This window comes from Mycobacterium sp. 852002-40037_SCH5390672 (assembly GCF_001665875.1).
Classification (GTDB): domain Bacteria; phylum Actinomycetota; class Actinomycetes; order Mycobacteriales; family Mycobacteriaceae; genus Mycobacterium.
Genome location: NZ_LZTA01000080.1, coordinates 1 through 17,432 on the forward strand (window position 1 = coordinate 1; position 17,432 = coordinate 17,432).

Annotated in this window: 19 protein-coding genes; 10 read left to right on the plus strand and 9 right to left on the minus strand. The window is 66.7% G+C overall.

The features are described from left to right. Positions 1–2,003, minus strand: a 2,003-nt coding sequence (ponA2, locus tag A5782_RS13915; protein ID WP_067100737.1) for a transglycosylase/D,D-transpeptidase PonA2, incomplete at its 3' end; no start/stop codon positions are given. Between the two features lie 352 nt (positions 2,004–2,355). Between ponA2 and A5782_RS13920 the strand changes: the two genes are divergently transcribed. Next, positions 2,356–2,706 carry a WhiB family transcriptional regulator gene (locus A5782_RS13920; protein ID WP_067100741.1) on the plus strand — a complete coding sequence of 117 codons (351 nt, stop codon included), beginning with the start codon at positions 2,356–2,358 and terminating at the stop codon, positions 2,704–2,706. Positions 2,707–2,885: 179 nt separating this feature from the next. Here A5782_RS13920 and A5782_RS13925 read toward each other — a convergent pair whose 3' ends face one another. Together A5782_RS13925 and A5782_RS13930 are read right to left on the minus strand one after the other, a co-directional pair. Next, entirely contained in the window at positions 2,886–4,043 is a 1,158-nt protein-coding gene (locus tag A5782_RS13925) for an ArsA family ATPase (RefSeq protein WP_067100744.1), read from the minus strand. Further along, positions 4,040–5,059 (minus strand): ArsA-related P-loop ATPase, encoded by a 1,020-nt coding sequence (locus A5782_RS13930; RefSeq protein ID WP_067100748.1) that lies wholly within the window; start codon positions 5,057–5,059, stop codon positions 4,040–4,042. The genes A5782_RS13925 and A5782_RS13930 overlap by 4 nt, the downstream gene beginning before the upstream one ends. 70 nt (positions 5,060–5,129) lie before the next feature. Between A5782_RS13930 and A5782_RS26195 the strand changes: the two genes are divergently transcribed. From A5782_RS26195 to A5782_RS13940, 3 genes are read left to right on the plus strand one after another with little or no spacing between them, the layout of a single operon-like run. After that, positions 5,130–5,291 carry a DUF4177 domain-containing protein gene (locus tag A5782_RS26195; protein WP_156623938.1) on the plus strand — a complete coding sequence of 54 codons (162 nt, stop codon included), beginning with the start codon at positions 5,130–5,132 and terminating at the stop codon, positions 5,289–5,291. A gap of 13 nt (positions 5,292–5,304) precedes the next feature. After that, positions 5,305–5,760, plus strand: a complete 456-nt coding sequence (locus A5782_RS13935; RefSeq protein WP_067100752.1) for a RidA family protein — start codon at positions 5,305–5,307, stop codon at positions 5,758–5,760. 5 nt (positions 5,761–5,765) lie between these two features. Next, a complete protein-coding gene (locus tag A5782_RS13940) occupies positions 5,766–6,569 on the plus strand; it encodes an MBL fold metallo-hydrolase (protein ID WP_067100757.1) in 804 nt (267 codons plus the stop codon). Positions 6,570–6,678: 109 nt separating this feature from the next. On the opposite strand, the gene crp is transcribed toward A5782_RS13940, so the two are convergent. Beyond that, complete coding sequence (gene crp / locus A5782_RS13945; RefSeq protein ID WP_036465140.1) at positions 6,679–7,353, minus strand: cAMP-activated global transcriptional regulator CRP; 675 nt, start codon at positions 7,351–7,353, stop codon at positions 6,679–6,681. 104 nt (positions 7,354–7,457) lie between these two features. Beyond that, positions 7,458–7,853: a hypothetical protein gene (locus tag A5782_RS13950; protein ID WP_231986681.1), complete on the minus strand. Its 396-nt coding sequence runs from the start codon at positions 7,851–7,853 to the stop codon at positions 7,458–7,460. 173 nt (positions 7,854–8,026) lie between these two features. Between A5782_RS13950 and nth the strand changes: the two genes are divergently transcribed. From nth to marP, 4 genes are read left to right on the plus strand one after another with little or no spacing between them, the layout of a single operon-like run. Then, a complete protein-coding gene (nth, locus tag A5782_RS13955; RefSeq protein ID WP_067100764.1) occupies positions 8,027–8,707 on the plus strand; it encodes an endonuclease III in 681 nt (226 codons plus the stop codon). 32 nt (positions 8,708–8,739) lie between these two features. Next, on the plus strand, positions 8,740–9,408 hold the full coding sequence (locus A5782_RS13960) for a TlpA disulfide reductase family protein (protein WP_067100768.1): 669 nt from the start codon (positions 8,740–8,742) through the stop codon (positions 9,406–9,408). Positions 9,409–9,437: 29 nt separating this feature from the next. Then, complete coding sequence (locus tag A5782_RS13965) at positions 9,438–10,256, plus strand: CoA pyrophosphatase (protein WP_067100772.1); 819 nt, start codon at positions 9,438–9,440, stop codon at positions 10,254–10,256. A gap of 11 nt (positions 10,257–10,267) precedes the next feature. Then, complete coding sequence (gene marP, locus A5782_RS13970; protein WP_156623939.1) at positions 10,268–11,461, plus strand: acid resistance serine protease MarP; 1,194 nt, start codon at positions 10,268–10,270, stop codon at positions 11,459–11,461. A 10-nt stretch (positions 11,462–11,471) separates the two neighbouring features. Here the strand turns inward: marP and A5782_RS13975 are convergent, their stop codons facing one another. Beyond that, entirely contained in the window at positions 11,472–12,443 is a 972-nt protein-coding gene (locus tag A5782_RS13975; RefSeq protein WP_067100778.1) for an alpha/beta fold hydrolase, read from the minus strand. Further along, positions 12,444–12,986 (minus strand): phage holin family protein, encoded by a 543-nt coding sequence (locus A5782_RS13980; RefSeq protein ID WP_067100783.1) that lies wholly within the window; start codon positions 12,984–12,986, stop codon positions 12,444–12,446. A 250-nt stretch (positions 12,987–13,236) separates the two neighbouring features. On the opposite strand from A5782_RS13980, the gene A5782_RS13985 reads away from it, so the two are divergent. Then, complete coding sequence (locus A5782_RS13985) at positions 13,237–13,935, plus strand: S1 family peptidase (RefSeq protein ID WP_156623940.1); 699 nt, start codon at positions 13,237–13,239, stop codon at positions 13,933–13,935. A 10-nt stretch (positions 13,936–13,945) separates the two neighbouring features. Here the strand turns inward: A5782_RS13985 and acs are convergent, their stop codons facing one another. After that, positions 13,946–15,898 carry an acetate--CoA ligase gene (gene acs / locus A5782_RS13990; protein ID WP_067100789.1) on the minus strand — a complete coding sequence of 651 codons (1,953 nt, stop codon included), beginning with the start codon at positions 15,896–15,898 and terminating at the stop codon, positions 13,946–13,948. A 154-nt stretch (positions 15,899–16,052) separates the two neighbouring features. Between acs and A5782_RS13995 the strand changes: the two genes are divergently transcribed. Further along, positions 16,053–16,595 (plus strand): DUF4232 domain-containing protein, encoded by a 543-nt coding sequence (locus A5782_RS13995; protein ID WP_082942922.1) that lies wholly within the window; start codon positions 16,053–16,055, stop codon positions 16,593–16,595. A 6-nt stretch (positions 16,596–16,601) separates the two neighbouring features. Here A5782_RS13995 and A5782_RS14000 read toward each other — a convergent pair whose 3' ends face one another. After that, positions 16,602–17,393, minus strand: a complete 792-nt coding sequence (locus A5782_RS14000) for a hypothetical protein (protein WP_156623941.1) — start codon at positions 17,391–17,393, stop codon at positions 16,602–16,604. Positions 17,394–17,432 lie beyond the last annotated feature (39 nt).

Consider the following 17,432-nt stretch of genomic DNA (forward strand, 5'->3'; position numbering starts at 1 on the left):
GCCGGTTCATTACCGCCGTACAGGTCGCCCTCGCCGCAGTGGCGCAGCGGGGACGAGCACAGATCGGTGGGGTTGGGGGAGTCGTCGTAGATGTAGTTGGCCGCCGCGTAGTGGTTGGTGAACCCCACGAAGCCCGACGAGCGGTGCGCCTCGGTGGTGCCCGTCTTACCGGACACCGGCAGGTCCCAGCCCGCCGCACTGGCCGAACCGGCCGCCGTGCCACCGCCCAGGGCGTCCTTGCTCATCGCGTTGGCCAGGGTGTTCGCCAGACCCTCGGGCACCACCTGATCGCAGGTCTCGGTGGTCACCGCGACCTCGTTGCCCTTGCGGTCGACCAGCTTGTCGATCGGGTTGGGCGGGCACCAGGTGCCGCCCGAGGCGAGGGTGGCCGCGACGTTGGACAGCTCCAGCGCGTTCACCTCGATCGGGCCCAGCGTGAACGAGCCGATGTTCTGCCGTTTGACGAAGTCGGCCAGGCTCTCGTTGCTGTCGGGGTTGTAGTCGCGGGCGGTGCCCGGATCCGCGTAGGACCGCAGCCCGAGTTTGATCGCCATGTCCACCGTGCGCGTCACCCCGACCTGTTGGATCAGCTTGGCGAACGCGGTGTTGGGCGAGGTGGCCAACGCGTCGGTCACGTTCATCGACCCGCGGTAGTTACCGGCGTTGATCACACACCAGTTGTCCTTGGGGCAGCCCTTGGCCCCGCCGCTGCCCATGCCCTTCGCCTGGAACCGGCCTGGCACCTCGAGGGTGGCGTTGGTGCCCATTCCCATGTCCAGGGCCGCGGCCGTGGTGAAGATCTTGAAGACCGATCCCGCGCCGTCGCCGACCAGCGAGAAGGGTTGCGGGCGCATGGTTTGACCGGCGTCGACGTCGAGCCCATAGGTGCGGTTGCTGGCCATGGCCATCACCTTGTGCGACGTCTTGCCGGGCTGGATCACGCTCATCACGCTGGAGATCCCCGGAAGCGTCGGGCTGGCGAACTTGTCGATGGCCGTCTTGACCGGGATCTGCACGTCCGGGTCCAGCGTCGTCTTGATTAGGTAGCCGCCCCGGGCCACCTGTTCCTTACTGATCCCGGCCCGGGAGAGGTACTCCTGGACGTAGTCGCAGAAGAAGGCCCGATCACCCGCCGCGATGCAGCCGCGGGGCAACTCGTTGGGCTGGGGCAGGACGCCCAGCGGTGTGGCCTTGGCGGCACGCAGCGCATCGGCCTCCTGCGGAATGTTCTCGATCATGGTGTCCAGCACCAAGTTTCGCCGCGCCAGCGCCCCGTCGGGGTTGATGTAAGGGTTGAGCGCGCTGGTCGACTGCACCATCCCCGCGAGCAGCGCCGCCTGCTGCCAGTTCAGGTCGGATGCGTTGATGCCGAAGTAGGTCTGGGCGGCGTCCTGCACGCCGAACGAGCCGTTGCCGAACGAGACCAGGTTCAGATACCGGGTCAGGATCTCGGGCTTGGTGAAGGTCTTGTCCAGCGTCAGCGCCATGCGGATCTCGCGCAGCTTGCGGGCCGGGGTGGTCTCCACCGCCGCGCGCTTCTCGGCGTCGGTTTTCGCGGTCACCAGCAGCTGGTAGTTCTTGATGTACTGCTGCTCGATGGTCGAACCACCGCGGGTGTCGACGTCGCCGCGGGCATAGCCCGCCAGCCCGGTCAGGGTGCCTTTCCAGTCCACCCCATTGTGGTCGGCGAACCGCTTGTCCTCGATGGAGACGATCGCCAACTTCATCGTGTTGGCGATCTTGTCACTGGGCACCTCGAACCGGCGCTGCGAATACAGCCAGGCGATGGTGTTGCCTTTGGCGTCGACCATCGTCGACACGGCCGGCACCTCGCCCTCGAGAAGCTGAGCCGACCCGTTGGCGACCACTTCCGAGGCCCGATTGGACACCAGCCCTATTCCGCCGGCGAAGGGGAACAGCAGCGCCGTAGCGACGACACTGGCCAACAAACACAGCCCCGCAAGCTTGAGGATCGTGAGCGCGGCCGGGGGGCGGTCTGACATGGCTACTACAGTAGCGGCCCTCAGTCACGCCGCCACGCTGCGAGTTCACCCAAAAATTGCGCCATCTCGAGGCCGGGTGCGGCGGGCTCGAATTTGCAGTTGCGTCACAGGTCAGAGGCGCCGCATAGTGTGCAAGATCACTTCTTCGCCCGCCTTCTGGCACGAGACGGCACGCTCGTCCCAAAAAAAGCGTTATCGGACTGTTGCGCAATTGGCACCTGACCACCTAACTTAGACACACGGTGAGATTCAGATAACACCGGTGTACATGGTGTGGCGTAGATCGCTAGGTCGGGATCTGCACCCGAGGAGGGCGGCCGTGACGGGCGGCCGGTAGGGAAGGGAACAGTTCGTGTCACCAATACGGTCGGCGGCGCGTAGGACAAACATTGCGGCCGCACAAGGGGTACTTCACAGCGTCGATGCCGAAGAACGGATCGCCTGGGTCTCACGGGCGCTCTGCCGGACTACCGATCCCGACGAACTGTTTGTCCGCGGAGCGGCCCAGCGTAAAGCGGCAGTGATCTGCCGGCATTGCCCGGTGATGCAGGAGTGCGGGGCAGACGCGCTGGACAACAAGGTCGAGTTCGGGGTCTGGGGTGGCATGACCGAGCGGCAACGCCGCGCCCTGCTCAAGCAGCACCCCGAGGTCGTTTCCTGGGCCGACTTCTTCGACAAGAAGCGAACCCGCAGCGTCGGCTGACGCTTTGCCGCACCGTTGACGGCTGCTCGTCATTACGATTCTGTTACAGCAGGCCGGCCCGGTTACTCAGCGGGCCGCTGCCCGGCCCGCATCGTCACCGACGCGGCCAGATGGGCCGGTTCCTCAGCGGGCCGCAGCCCGGCCCGCATCGTCACCGACGCGGCCAATGGGCCGGTTCCTCAGCGGGCCGCAGCCCGGCCCGCATCGTCACCGACCGAAGTGATCTGGTCGGCGAGCGCGCGCAGCGACTCCAGATCCGAAACATCAAACGGCAGCGACGGAACGCCGATGAGCGGCACGTGCGGATTGGCTCCGGTGAATCGGGAAAGCAACCTGATCTCCCGCTTGGCGGTCTGCGCGCGGTCCGCATGAATCCTCAACACCGCCGAGGCCAGCGAGGCCACTTCGGAATCGGCGTCGTGGTCCAGCATTTCGCTGCCGTCGATCGCCCGCTCGACCGGCAGGGAGCACAACGGCGGATGGGTGCGGTTCAAGACCAACCCGGCGAGCGGCATCCCTTCCTGCGACAGCCGGTCGACGAAGAAGGCCGCCTCGCGCAGCGCGTCGGGTTCGGCCGCTGACACCACAACGAACTGCGTCCCACGCCTTTTCAGCAGCGCGTAGGTGCGATCGGCCTTTTCGCGGAAGCCGCCGAAGGTGGCGTCCAGCGACTGCACGAACGCTGCGGCATCGCCGAGCATTTGTGAACCCAGGATGGTGGAAATCGCCTTCATCGCCAAACCCATTGCGCCGGTTACCAACCGTCCGATGCCCCGGCCCGGCGCCAGGAGCAGCCGCCACAGCCGGCTGTCCATGAAGCTGCCCAGTCGCTTCGGCGCGTCCAGGAAGTCCAGTGCGTTGCGCGACGGCGGGGTATCGACGACCACCAGGTCCCAGCGATCCTCGGCCAGCAGCTGGCCCAGCTTCTCCATCGCCATGTATTCCTGCGTGCCGGCGAGTGAACTGGCGACGGTCTGATAGAATTGGTTATCCAGGATCGCTTGTGCGCGACCGGGTCCGGAGTATTGGACCACCATTTCGTCGAAGGTGCGACGCATGTCGAGCATCATCGCGTGCAGCTCGCCGGAAACCTCCGCCGCCAGCGGGACTCGCTGCGGCGTGTTTCCCAGGTCGCTGACTCCGAGCGCTTGGGCCAGTCGTTTGGCCGGATCGATCGTCAAAACGCAGACGTTGCGCCCGTATTCGGCGGCGCGCAGCGCGATCGCGGCCGCGGTGGTGGTCTTGCCCACCCCACCCGCGCCGCAGCACACCACCACACGATTGGTGGTGTCCGCCAGGATAGCGGCCATATCAAGCCGTTTGGGCGTGGTGCTCATCGAACTCCCTGCTGTGCAAGTGATTCCGACAGCTCGTAGAGGCTCCCGAGGTCGACTCCGTCGGAAATGGCTGGTAGTTCCAGTCGCGCCACTTTCAACGCATCGAGCTGTTGTGCGATTTCGGCACGCGTAGCGACGACCGTCGCGTGCTCGATGGTCTCCGTCAGCAGGCCCGCGAAATCCTTGTCGTTCAAGGTGATTCCGGATTTTTCCAATCCGGCCCGCACCGAGTCCGCATCGACGTCTCCCTCGGCGGCCTTCGCCAGATCGGCCGGCTGCAGGTAAGAGGGAATGTTGCGGTTCACAATCACACTGCCGATCGGTAGCTGCATCTCGGCAAGCTCCTCGATTGCTTCGAGCGTTTCCTGGACCGGCAACGCCTCCAACAGGGTGACTAAGTGAATGGCCGTCTGCTCGGAGTGCAGTAACTTCACCACGCCTTCGGCCTGCGAATGCACCGGACCGCCCTTGGCCAAATCGGACACGGCCTTGGTGACATCGAGGAAGCGCGCGATCCGTCCGGTCGGCGGGGCGTCGACGACGATCGCGTCATAAACCGGGAGCCGATTCTTGTCGACCCGTATCACCGTCTCTTTGATCTTGCCGGTCAGCAGCACGTCACGCAGACCGGGCGCGATCGTCGTGGCGAACTCGATGGCGCCGATGCGGCGCATCGCACGGCCGGCAATGCCCAGGTTGTAGAACATGTCGAGGTATTCCAGGAAGGCGGCCTCGATGTCGATCGCCAGTGCGTTGACCTGACCGCCGCGCTCGGCGGTGGCGATCTTCACCTCTTGAAACGGCAGGGGAGGGACGTCGAAGAGTTGCGCAATCCCTTGGCGGCCCTCGACTTCCACGAGCAGGACTTTGCGGCCTCCGGCGGCCAGGGTCAGTGCCAGCGCGGCCGCGATGGTCGACTTGCCCGTGCCGCCTTTGCCGGTCACAAAATGTAAACGGGCCTTCGTCAAGCGCGCCGGCCAGCCGACGGCAGGTCCGCCGCTCGATGTGGTTGCCACCTTCGCATGCTAGCCCGACCGGCCCGTGGGCTGGCCGGAGCGGTTCACGTGCGCCCGATAAGCTCGCGGCATGACCCAACCGACCGCATGGGAGTACGTCACGGTCCCGCTGCTGACGCATGCCACCAAACAGATCCTCGACCAGTGGGGTGCCGACGGCTGGGAGCTGGTGTCCGTGCTGCAAGGGCCGACCGGCGAGCAGCACGTCGCGTATCTGAAGCGCCCCAAGTAAAGCGTCGGGTCCGATGAGTGCTTCGGCCCGGCTCGGGCAGCTCGGGCTCGCGCTTCCGGAGGTGGTTGCGCCGCTGGCCTCCTATGTACCGGCGGTGCGCACCGGCAACCTGGTCTACACCGCGGGCCAGCTCCCGATGCAGGCCGGAAAGCTGTTGGCCACCGGCAAGGTCGGTGCCGACGTCAGCCCGGACGAGGGCAACGCGATGGCGCGGATCTGTGCGCTCAACGCGCTGGCGGCTGTCGACTCGCTGGTGGGTATCGACGCGGTGACCCGGGTGGTGAAGGTCGTCGGATTCGTCGCGTCGGCCCCGGGCTTCAACGGCCAGCCAGGCGTCATCAACGGGGCCTCCGAGCTGCTCGGTGAGGTGTTCGGCGAGCGGGGCGCGCATGCGCGTTCGGCGGTCGGCGTCTCCGAGCTGCCACTGGATGCGCCGGTGGAAGTGGAGCTGATCGTCGAGGTCGGCTGACGTCCGTGCCCCAGGCCGCCGAGTCGCTGACCCATCCCGCATACGCCAAGTTGCGGGCGGTCACCGAGACCGCCTCGGTCCTGTTGGCCGATAACCCCGGTTTGCTGACGCTCGAGGGCACCAACACCTGGGTGCTGCGCGGCCCGCGCAGCGACGAGTTGGTCATCGTCGACCCCGGACCCGACGACGACGAGCACATCGCACGGATCGCCGCGCTGGGCCGTATCGCCCTGGTCCTGATCAGCCACCGGCACAGCGATCACACCGATGGCATCGACAAGCTGGTCGAACTGACCGGCGCGACCGTGCGCTCGGCGGGCAGTGGTTTCCTGCGCGGCCTTGGCGGCGAGCTGACCGACGGCGAGGTCATCGATGCCGCCGGCCTCAGGATCAAGGTCCTGGCGACCCCCGGCCACACCGCCGATTCGCTGTCCTTCCTGCTCGACGATGCCGTGTTAACCGCCGATACGGTGCTGGGCCGCGGCACTGCCGTCCTCGACAAGGAGGACGGCAGCCTGACGGACTACCTGGAATCGCTGCGGCGACTGCGTGGCTTGGGCCGACGGGCGGTGCTGCCGGGACACGGTCCGGACCTGACCGATCTGGAAAGCGTCACGCAGGGCTACCTTGCGCACCGGCGGGAGCGATTGGATCAGGTGCGTTCGGCGTTGCGGGAGCTGGGGGAGGATGCCAGCGCCCGGCGGATCGTCGAACACGTCTATGTCGATGTCGACGAGAAGCTCTGGGATGCCGCCGAGTGGTCGGTGCAGGTGCAGCTGAATTTTCTGCGCGCGGAGTCGTCGGCGTAATTGTGTTTGCGTGGGTCGCTACCGGCCCACCAGTCCCGGCTCGGGGAGCGCACAGCGCTCCTGGAATGCGCTAGCGCCGGCGGCCGTCGAGCTACCGCCCCGTGGTCGGCTACCGCGCTCGGCGCGCCAGCCTCTCGGAATCCGAGATCAGCACGCTCTTACCCTCGAGGCGGATCCAGCCGCGGTGGGCGAAGTCGGCCAGCGCCTTGTTCACCGTCTCCCGCGACGCCCCCACCAGCTGCGCGATCTCTTCCTGCGTCAGGTCGTGGGTGACCCGCATAGCGCCACCCTCTTGCGTGCCGAACCGCTGGGCGAGCTGCAGCAGCTGCTTGGCCACCCGGCCGGGTACGTCGGTGAAGATGAGGTCGGCCAGGTTGTTGTTGGTGCGGCGCAGGCGCCGGGCCAACACCCGCAGCAGCTGCTCGGCGATCTCGGGACGATCGGCGATCCACGCCCGCAGCGCGTCGCGGTCCATCGACACCGCACGCACCTCGGTGATGGTGGTGGCGCTGGACGTCCGCGGACCCGGGTCGAAGATCGACAGTTCGCCGAACATGTCGGAAGGGCCCATGATCGTCAGCAGGTTCTCGCGTCCATCGGGCGAACGGCGACCGATCTTCACCTTCCCCGAGACGATGATGTACAGCCGATCGCCGGGTTCCCCCTCGGCGAAGACCGTGTGTCCACGGGGGAAGTCGACGGGTTGCAGCTGCTTGGTCAGTGCTGTGACTGCGCCGGGTTCAACCCCTTGGAAGATTCCTGCCCTTGCCAGGATCTCGTCCACGTTGCCTCTTCAACTTTCCCAGAAAATTAATGTGATACGGGCAGGCTAACCCCTTGCTCGCGTGACGAGTCTAGAGGAACGCCGTTGTGTCCAACGTGCCAACGCTACACACGATTGGCGTGTCGAGGTGCCCTAAACTGCGGATTGACGTGCGAATGGCCGTGTATTCGCGTCGGCAATGTCATCTCATCGCGGTCGTCGAAGCCGACCGCAAACGACGGCGCGGCGTGACGCGGCCCGCCGCTGCGCCCGTTCGCCGGAGCCGCCGCTAGCTGCTGAACCTCGCGCCGATGCAGGTATTCCAGCGCCTCCGGCATGCCTTCGGACGCCAGCGTGTGCATATCCATACCGCCGGAACGCTCGAGGAACTCGTCGACATCGGCCGCTGCCAAGGCGTCCGGGGCGAGTTCGGCTTCGAGCCGCCCAAGACCCAGCGCCGCCAGCATCAGCAGCACCGGAACACCGGCCACCAGCAACCACGACACACGAAGAGTAAACATGGCCTTGAATCAACACGGGGTCTCGGCCAGATCACGAAATCAGTACTCTGTCGTAGGTGACAGCGGCAAAGTCGTCCGGGCGTTCGAAATCGACTCCGGCCCCGCCCGGCGGCGTCGACGCGCGGCGCTGGTCGGAAGAGACCCGAGTCGGCTTGGTACGACGGGCACGGCGAATGAATCGTGCGCTGGCACAAGCGTTTCCGGACGCGCACTGCGAGCTGGACTTCACGACGCCGCTGGAACTGACCGTCGCCACCATCCTTTCGGCGCAAAGCACCGATAAACGGGTCAATCTGACGACGCCGGCATTGTTCAAGCGGTACCCGTCGGCGCTGGATTATGCCCAAGCGGACCGCGCCGAGCTGGAAACCCTGATCCGTCCGACCGGTTTCTTCCGTAACAAGGCGTCCTCGCTGATCGGCCTGGGGCAAGCCCTGGTCGAACGGTTCGACGGCGAGGTGCCTTCGACCATGGCCGAACTGGTCACCCTGCCCGGAGTGGGACGCAAGACGGCCAACGTCATTCTGGGAAACGCCTTCGGGGTGCCCGGCATCACCGTCGACACCCATTTCGCCCGGCTGGTGCACAGGTGGCGCTGGACCGCGGACGAGGATCCGGTCAAAATCGAGCACTCCGTCGGCGAGCTCATCGAACGCGGTGAGTGGACCATGTTGAGCCACCGGGTGATCTTCCACGGCCGCCGGGTATGCCACGCGCGCAAACCGGCGTGCGGCGTCTGCCTGGTCGCCAAAGACTGCCCCTCCTTCGGCCTGGGCCCCACCGAACCGGCGCTGGCCGCGCCCCTGGTGAAGGGTCCGGAAACCGAGCACCTGCTCGCCTTGGCCGGGCTGTAAGCCGGTCTGCGACCGACGCGCCCAGGGACTGCATGCCTATTTCGAGGCCGACCTTCACCCGGAGGACTCGCTGGCACATTGCGATTCTGGCGGTGGTGGTGGCGCTGATCGCCGCGCTGGTCGCCCAGCTGCGCGATGATTCCGCCACGACGGGCACGCCCGCGAACCATCAGCAAGTGGCCGACCGGGAACACCGGGACGCCGATACGCCCGAAGCCTTATCCGGTCCGCGCCAGCGCGCCAGCCTGCCGCCGTGCCCCGGCGCCGGAAATGGTCCGGGCCCCGAGGCGCTACGGGGTGTGACGGCGGATTGTGCCGCCGACGGTTCCGTCGTCGACGTCGCCCACGCGGTGGCCGGGCGCCGGGTGGTCCTCAACTTCTGGGCATATTGGTGCGCGCCGTGCGCCGCCGAACTGCCCGCGATGGCCGAGTATCAACGTCGGGCCGGTTCGGACGTAATGGTGGTGACGGTGCATCAAGACGAGAACGAGACGGCCGCCTTGCTGCGGCTGGCCGAGCTCGGTGTGCGCCTGCCGACCCTGCAGGACGGTCGTCGCCGGGTCGCGGCCGCGCTGCGGGTGGTAAATGTGATGCCCGCGACGGTGGTCCTGCGGCCGGACGGTAGCGTTGCCCAGACGCTGCCACGAGCTTTCAACACTGTCGACGAGATCGCGGCTGCGATCGGCAACGACAGGGGATAAGCGGAAAAATTGAACCGACTGGAGGGGCCGTGAGTGCTGGGGGTTCGCCCCTGCGGAATGGGGACCCCGCCCCCGCGCGCGGGACCGTTGCGCTGAGGCCCGACGCCTGCCCGTCCTGGCTGCGTCCGTTGGTCGACCACGTCGACGACATTCCCGATGCGGCCCGGCGCCGCCTGCCGGCCGACGTGCTGGCGATGATCACCACCAAGGCCGTGTCGGCGCTGACAACTCTGAGCGGCGCCGGCCGCGAAGCCGCTGTGCTGGTGTTGATCTCCGGTCCGGAATCCGGGCCGCCCGACGGCGGTATCCCTGACGACGCCGACCTGCTCGTCACCGTGCGGGCGTCGACCCTTCGCCACCACGCCGGCCAGGCGGCGTTTCCCGGCGGCGCCTCCGATCCCACCGACGATGGTCCGGTGGACACCGCGCTGCGCGAGGCTCACGAGGAAACCGGCATCGACGTCAGCAGACTGTATCCCCTGGCGACGATGGAAAAGATGTTCATCGCGCCGTCGCAGTTTCACGTCGTCCCGGTACTGGCCTACTCGCCGGATCCCGGTCCGGTGTCCGTCGTCAACGAGGCCGAGACGGCGATCGTCGCGCGAGTTCCGGTGCGCGCCTTCATCAACCCGGACAACCGACTGATGGTGTACCGCGGCGATCTCGGTCGTCGGTGGGCCGGCCCGGCGTTTCTGCTCAACGAGATGCTGGTCTGGGGATTCACTGGCCAGGTGATTTCTGCGCTGCTCGACGTCGCCGGCTGGGCCCAGCCGTGGGACACCAGCGACGAGCGGGAGTTGGACGCGGCGATGGCGCTGGTCGGCGAGCGGGGCGGGCCCCCCCGATGAACCTGAATTCGATGAGCCCGTCGCAGTGGCTGGATGTCGCCGTCCTGGCCGTCGCGTTCATCGCGGCGGTCTCGGGCTGGCGCTCGGGCGCGTTGGGCTCATTGCTGTCGTTCGTGGGAGTGCTACTCGGCGCGATCGCGGGAGTGCTGCTGGCGCCCCACCTGGTCAGCCATATCGCCGCGCCGCGGGCCAAATTGTTTGCCGCACTGTTCTTGATCCTCGCGCTGGTCGTCATCGGCGAGGTCGCCGGTGTGGTGCTGGGGCGCGCCGTCCGCAGCGCGATCCGCAGCCGTTCCATCCGAACGGTGGACTCGGTCATCGGGGTGGCGGTCCAGCTGGTCGTGGTGCTGACCGCGGCGTGGTTGTTGGCGACGCCGCTGACCCAGTCCAAGGACCAGCCGGAACTGGCCGCCGCGGTCCGCGGGTCGCGAGTGTTGGCTCAGGTCAACGACGTAGCGCCGCCCTGGCTCAAGACGGTGCCCAAGCGGCTTTCGGCGCTGCTGAATACCTCCGGTCTGCCGGCGGTGCTGGAGCCGTTCAGCCGCACGCCGGTCATTCCGGTCGCCTCTCCCGATCCCGAGCTGGCCGGCAACCCGGTGGTGCAGGCCACCGCGCCCAGTGTGGTCAAGGTGCGCAGCCTGGCCCCCAGCTGCCAGAAAGTGTTGGAGGGCAGCGGATTCGTGATCGCACCCGATCGGGTGATGACCAATGCGCACGTGGTGGCCGGCTCCAACAGCGTTCAGATCTACGCCAGCGGTAATCCCCTCGACGCCACCGTGGTGTCCTACGATCCGGCGGTCGACATCGCGATTCTGGCCGTCCCCAACTTGCCTCCGCCCCCATTGGCTTTCGCCCAGGCCGACGCGAAAACCGGTGCCAGTGTGGTAGTCCTGGGTTATCCCGGCGGTGGGAACTTCACCGCGACCCCGGCCAGGATTCGCGAGCTGATCAAACTGAGCGGCCCCGACATCTATCGGGATCCGGCACCGGTGACCCGTGATGTCTACACGATCAGAGCCAATGTGGAGCAAGGCAATTCGGGTGGACCGTTGATCGATCTGGACGGTCACGTGCTCGGTGTGGTGTTCGGCGCGGCTGTCGACGATCCCGACACCGGCTTCGTGTTGACCGCCGACGAGGTGGCCAGTCAGCTTGCCCGCATCGGTGACACCCAGATGGTGGGCACCGGGTCCTGCGTCGGCTGAGCCGCCGCGTTTACCTCGCTCGCGTCAGGTGCACCTGTTCGAGGAACTTCGTCAGGTGCCTGTTGATGTCCTCGGGCTCCTCTTCGTGGCTGAAATGCCCTGCGCCGGCAATGGATAGGTAGCGCCCCTGTGGCGCGTAGCGCTGTGTACGGTCGACCGGGTCGGCCAGCACGTACGGATCCGCTTCACCGCGTAGGTGCAACAGCGGCACGCGAAGCTGCGTGCTCATTGACCTCATGAAGCGCCTGCCTTCATCGCGCAGCTGGCTGCGTACGGCCCAACGCTGGTATTCCAGTGCGCAATGTGCGGCCCCCGGGATTTGAATCGCCGTCCGCAGATGGCCGATTGTTTCGGAAAAGTCTTCCGAGGCAAGCCATTTCCCGCAACTACGGCTTCGGACGAGGCGCTCGATCTCGGCGGCGTTGTCTCGGGTCAACAGGCGCTCGGGCCACAACGGTACTTGGTATTGCAGCAGCGTCGGCAGAAGTGCGTAACCCTGGTCGCGCCGCGTCAACGTGGATCGTCGTAACGCCGCCGGGTGCGGCGAACTGATCAGCGCGATCGCCGACACCAGCCGCGGATGCAGCAAGGCCGTGGCCCAGCACCCCAGCCCGCCGTCGGCGTGGCCCACCAAAGTCGCCGAGGAGTGCCCCAGTGCCCGAATGAGTCCGGCCGTGTCGCCGGCCATCGTCCAGCCGTCGTAGCCGCGGGGCGGCTTATCGCTGCCGCCGTAGCCGCGCAGGTCGACGGCGACCACTCGCGCCCCCCGCAGTCCGCGCAGCTGATGACGCCACGACCACCAGAACGATCCGAAACCGTGCAGCAGCATCACCAGTGGGCGTGCCGTAGGGGGAGCAGTAGCCGACGGGCCGTCGGCATCGCTGCGGGTCTCGACGACGTGGAAGCGGATGCCGTTGGCGTGTACATCGAGATGACGCCACGGCCCCTCGATGCGGGTTACCGACGGATCCGGCGGCGCCATCTACCAACCCGATGGATCGGCGGCAGCGTCGTCTCCGGGCTTCGCGTGCTTGCCGCGGGGCTCGGGGAGCTGTTTGGCGCCACCGGGGGCCTTGTCGTGGCCCGGTGTGAGCGCGCTGCGTGTCTCCCGGACCGATTCGATCGTCTGGCGCGGTCCCCGGATCCGGCGCACCTTGAGGAAGCCCAGCAGGGCCAGCACGGCGCCGACCACCACCATGATCCCGAACACGATCAGGTACGCCACCCAGCGCCACAGCCAGGTGTCGAGCAGCTCGGCGATGAAGAAGAAGAAAAAGAAGGTGGAGTAAAACAGCACCACCAGCGCGGCGATGAAGAAGACGCTGCCGGTGAGCCCTTTTTTGACGTCCCGGGTAATTTCGGCGCGCGCCAGTTCGACTTCGGCGCGCACCAGCGTGGAGACCTGCGTGGTCGCGTCTTTGATCAGGTCACCGATCGACGGCTCGGCAGGTTTGGCATGCGGGTCGGTCAACGGAATCGTGGTCAAGGTGCTGGGCACACCGTTCTTGCCATCGGCTTTGCTCACAGACCGTCCTCTTTCGTCATTACCCGGCTCGCTGTCGTCGCGGTTTATGTTGCCATGTGGCGCGAAGCCAGACGAGGCCAGCCGAGCACTGCGCCCCAGGTTTGAGCGCCAAAAGGCCAGTTCGGTTCGGACAGAAGGCGGTCGGCGACGCCGCGGGGCCTACACGCTTTCCAGAGCGAACATCACATCCCGGCCGATTACACTCGGCCAAGCCGGTCGCGATGGCCGGCCGACCGATGGGAGTGGGGCTGTGCGGAGCGCGCACCGGTGCTTCTCAGTGGCGATGGTTGCCCTGCTCGTGGCCGCGATGGGGTCGCTTGCCCGGGCCGCGGCAGCTGACGTCCGGATTCCGATCGGCGGTGGTGCGGGCATCGTCATCAACGGCGACACCATGTGCACCCTGACCACCATCGGCGGCGACGCCGCCGGCGAGCTGATCGGTTTCACTTCCGCGCACTGCGGCGGCCCGGGCGCACAGGTCACCGCCGAGGGCGCGGAAAACGCGGGCGTATTGGGCACCATGGTCGGCGGTAACGACAACCTCGACTACGCGGTGATCAAGTTCGATCCGGCCAAGGTGACGCCGGTGGCCAACTTCAACGGCTTCTTGATCAGCGGCATCGGTCCGGACCCCGCCGTCGGCGAGATCGCCTGCAAACAGGGCCGCACGACCGGCAATTCGTGCGGCGTCACCTGGGGCATGGGTCAGACGCCGGGCAGCATCCTCATGCAGGTCTGTGGTCAGCCGGGTGACTCCGGCGCGCCGGTCACCGTCAACAATCAGTTGGTCGGAATGATCCACGGAGCGTTCAGCGACAACCTGCCGACCTGCGTCATCAAATACATCCCGCTGCACACGCCGGCGGTGGTGATGTCGTTCAATGCGGTCCTGGCCGACATCAACACCAAACATCGGCCCGGTGCGGGGTTCAGCCCGCTGCCGGGCTGACCCACAGCGACTACGTCGCCGCCCTGATCGCGTCGAACACGCCGGGATCGAGCAGCGTCGAGGTGTCACCCAATTCGCGGTTTTCGGCGATGTCGCGCAACAGCCTGCGCATGATCTTGCCGCTGCGGGTCTTCGGTAGTTCGGGCACCACGTGAACCTCGCGCGGGCGGGCGATGGGTGAAATCTCCTTGGCCACCTCGCCGCGCAACTCCTCGACGATCCCGTCGTGCACTTGGTGATCGGCGCGCAGGACGACGAACGCGCAGATGGCCTGGCCGGTGGTCGCGTCGGTTGCCCCGACCACCGCCGCCTCGGCCACCGAGGCGTGACCGACCAGCGCCGACTCCACCTCCGCGGTGGACAGCCGGTGCCCCGACACGTTCATGACGTCGTCGATGCGGCCCACCACCCAGATGGCACCGTCGCCGTCGTAATAGGCGCTGTCGCCGGCGAAGTACCAGCCCTGCTCGGCGAACCGGGACCAGTAGGTCTCGACGTAGCGTTCCGGATCGCCCCAAATGCCGCGCAGCATCGAAGGCCACGGCTGGTCGAGCACCAGGTAGCCGGTGACGTGTTCGCCCTTGTCGGCACCCCGTGGCAGCTCATCGCCGTGGTCGTCGACGATCTTGGCCGAGATGCCCGGCAGCGGCGCCATGGCCGAACCCGGTTTGGTCGCAGCGACTCCGGGCAACGGGGAGATCATTGTGGCACCCGTTTCGGTCTGCCACCAGGTGTCGACGATGGGAAGGCGGTCGCCCCCGATCACCCTGCGGTACCAGCGCCACGCTTCGGGGTTGATCGGTTCACCCACCGAACCCAGCAGCCTCAGGCTGGACAGGTCGTGCGCGTCGGGGATCTCGCGTCCCCACTTCATGAACGTGCGAATCAGCGTGGGCGCCGTGTAATAGATTGTCACGCCGTGCTTTTCGATGATCTCAAAATGCCGGTGCTGGGTGGGCGAATCGGGGGTGCCTTCGTAGAGGACCTCGGTGACGCCGTTGGACAGGGGACCGTACACACCGTAGGTGTGTCCGGTAACCCAGCCGATGTCGGCGGTGCACCAGAAGACGTCGGTTTCGGCCTTGATGTCGAAGACGTAGTAGTGGGTGTAGGAGGCATGGGTCAGATAGCCGCCGCTGGTGTGCACGATGCCCTTGGGCTTGCCGGTGGTTCCCGAGGTGTACAGCAGGAACAACGGTTGCTCGGCGTCGAAGGGTTCCGGGGTGTGCTCGGGGGACGCGGCATCGACGACGTCGTGCCACCACAGGTCACGGTCGTCGTTCCAGGACACGTCAATTCCGGTGCGCCGCACCACAAGAACGTGCTCGACGGGGCTGTCGCCGTCCTTGACGGCCTCGTCGGCCGCGTCCTTCAACGGTGCCGGCTTGCCGCGGCGGAACTGGCCGTCGCTGGTGATCAGCAGCTTGGCCTGCGCGTCGGCGATCCGGGCCTGCAGCGCCTTGGCGGTGAAGCCGGCGAACACCACGCTGTGCATCAGACCCAGCCGCGCGCAGGCCAGCATCGCGATCACCGCTTCGGGAATCAGCGGCAGGTAGATCGCGACCCGGTCGCCGGCGACCAGACCGAGATCGGTCAGCGCATTCGCGGCCTTGCATACCTCGGATTGCAGATCGGAGTAGGTCAGGCTGCGGTGGTCCCCGACGGGTTCTCCCTCCCAGTGGATCGCGACCCGATCCCCGTGCCCCGCCTCCACGTGGCGGTCCACGCAGTTATAGGCGACGTTGAGCTTGCCGTCGGCGAACCACTTGGCGAACGGTGCCTGCGACCAGTCCAGCACCTCGGTGAACGGCGTCGCCCACGCCAGCCGGTTGGCCTGCTCGGCCCAGAAGGCCAGCCGGTCCTGCTCGGCCTCGCGGTACAGTTCCTCACCCGCATTGGCCTGCTCGGCGAATTGCGCCGGGGGCGGATACGACGAGGGGCCTGCGGTATTGGTGGCGGTCACTGGGTTCTCTCCTGTGTCGAGACTGCGCCGTTTCAGTGGCCCTGAGCTTTTTGGCCGACTGCGAGCCTAGCCGCGTGAGGTGTAGCTGTGCGAGTGGTAGCCGGGTGCGCGAATCCGGGGTCAAAGCGTGCCCCCATGGCGGATAATCACCGCTGTGCCGGGTCATGGGCGGGGCGTCCGCCGACCAATCCGCAGCTTTGCCGCGGCCGCAACGATTTACGCGGCGGCCACCATGCCCGGGTGGCCCGCATCGGCCCTGCCGCTGGAGAGCGGCGACCAAGCCACGCCCTGCCGGTCGGAGCAGGTCGCCGTGACCGCCTCCCCGGCAGAAGGCGCGGTGGGTCATCGCGCGGTGACGTTGATGTTCACCCTCGCCGGTGGCGCCGAGCCTTGCACGCTCACCGGATACGCCTGGGTGGATTCGGGCGCCGGCGGGCCACTGATTCACGCTCAGCCCACGCTGCGCGGCTACCTGGGTGGGCTGCCGCCCGGCGCCGACGTCCCGCCCACCGTGCTGCTGTCGCTTTCGGCGCAGGGACAGGCAATCGTGGAGGGGATGGCCGTGGACGGCAGCGGTGGCGCGTGCCCCACCTACACGGACCTGCGCGTCAACCCGCCCGACACCGAAATCGTGCTCACGGTTGTGGCCACCATCGACGCCTGCGAATTGCAGGTGCATCCCATCACCGCGGTCTGAGCGGCGTCAGTCGGCCCTGACCAGACAGTAGACCCGCGCGGGGACGGGATATCCGAGGCCCTTGCTGTCGGGTGGGCACTGGGTTCTGTCCGTGCTGCCTTCGAAGCGCCGATTGACCTTGACCTGCACTCTGTTTGACCTGCCGCAGTCACCCAACCTTATCGTCATCGCGTCGCCATCACTGATCATCAAATAGCAGTGGTCCTCTTTCAGATTGACCGCGAAGCACAGGATCATCGCGTCGGTGGTGAAGCGGTCATAGACGGAGTGCTCTCGTTTACCGTCGGGGCAGGTGTCCGAGGCGCCTCCCTTGAAGGCAAGTTCATAGGTCGCCGCGGGGTCGATGCAACCCCGACTCGGGGTTGCATCGAAACGCTGTGCCTTGTAGTCGCTTTCGCTGATGCAATCGCCCACCTGCAGCGAGGAGTCGCCTCCGCGCCCGGTCAGGCCCCGCGCTGCGTTGCCGAAGGTGCCCAGGGCAAGCAACACGGCGCCGATGGTGATGAGCGTGGTGGCCGACTTCGGCGTTCGCGGCCGCGGCGCATAACCGGGTGCGTAACCCGGATAGGCCGGATAGGGCGCCGCGGGGTAGCCCGCCGATGGCGGGGGATACGGATATCCGGTAGGGAAACCCGGAGGGTACTGCGGCGGGTAAGCGGGCGACCGTCTACGGCTGCGCGAGCGCTCCACCAAACCAACGATCAGGCAGATCAATCCGATTGCGGGGATGCCGAGGGAGAACATCAAGAAGCCCGCTCGCACCCCCGAGTCATGCGAGGCCAGATACTGCGCAGCCACGACGGGATCCTACGTTGGCGAGCCGCACCGGGCACTTCA

What these genes read in the sequence shown, in the direction of transcription:
- A5782_RS13925 (WP_067100744.1), bottom strand. Translation starts at nt 4,043, where the DNA reads ATGAGCACCACGCCCAAACGGCTTGATATGGCCGCTATCCTGGCGGAC.
- A5782_RS26195 (WP_156623938.1), top strand. Translation starts at nt 5,130, where the DNA reads ATGACCCAACCGACCGCATGGGAGTACGTCACGGTCCCGCTGCTGACG.
- A5782_RS13935 (WP_067100752.1), top strand. Translation starts at nt 5,305, where the DNA reads ATGAGTGCTTCGGCCCGGCTCGGGCAGCTCGGGCTCGCGCTTCCGGAG.
- A5782_RS13950 (WP_231986681.1), bottom strand. Translation starts at nt 7,853, where the DNA reads ATGTTTACTCTTCGTGTGTCGTGGTTGCTGGTGGCCGGTGTTCCGGTG.
- nth (WP_067100764.1), top strand. Translation starts at nt 8,027, where the DNA reads ATGAATCGTGCGCTGGCACAAGCGTTTCCGGACGCGCACTGCGAGCTG.
- A5782_RS13960 (WP_067100768.1), top strand. Translation starts at nt 8,740, where the DNA reads ATGCCTATTTCGAGGCCGACCTTCACCCGGAGGACTCGCTGGCACATT.
- marP (WP_156623939.1), top strand. Translation starts at nt 10,268, where the DNA reads ATGAGCCCGTCGCAGTGGCTGGATGTCGCCGTCCTGGCCGTCGCGTTC.
- A5782_RS13975 (WP_067100778.1), bottom strand. Translation starts at nt 12,443, where the DNA reads ATGGCGCCGCCGGATCCGTCGGTAACCCGCATCGAGGGGCCGTGGCGT.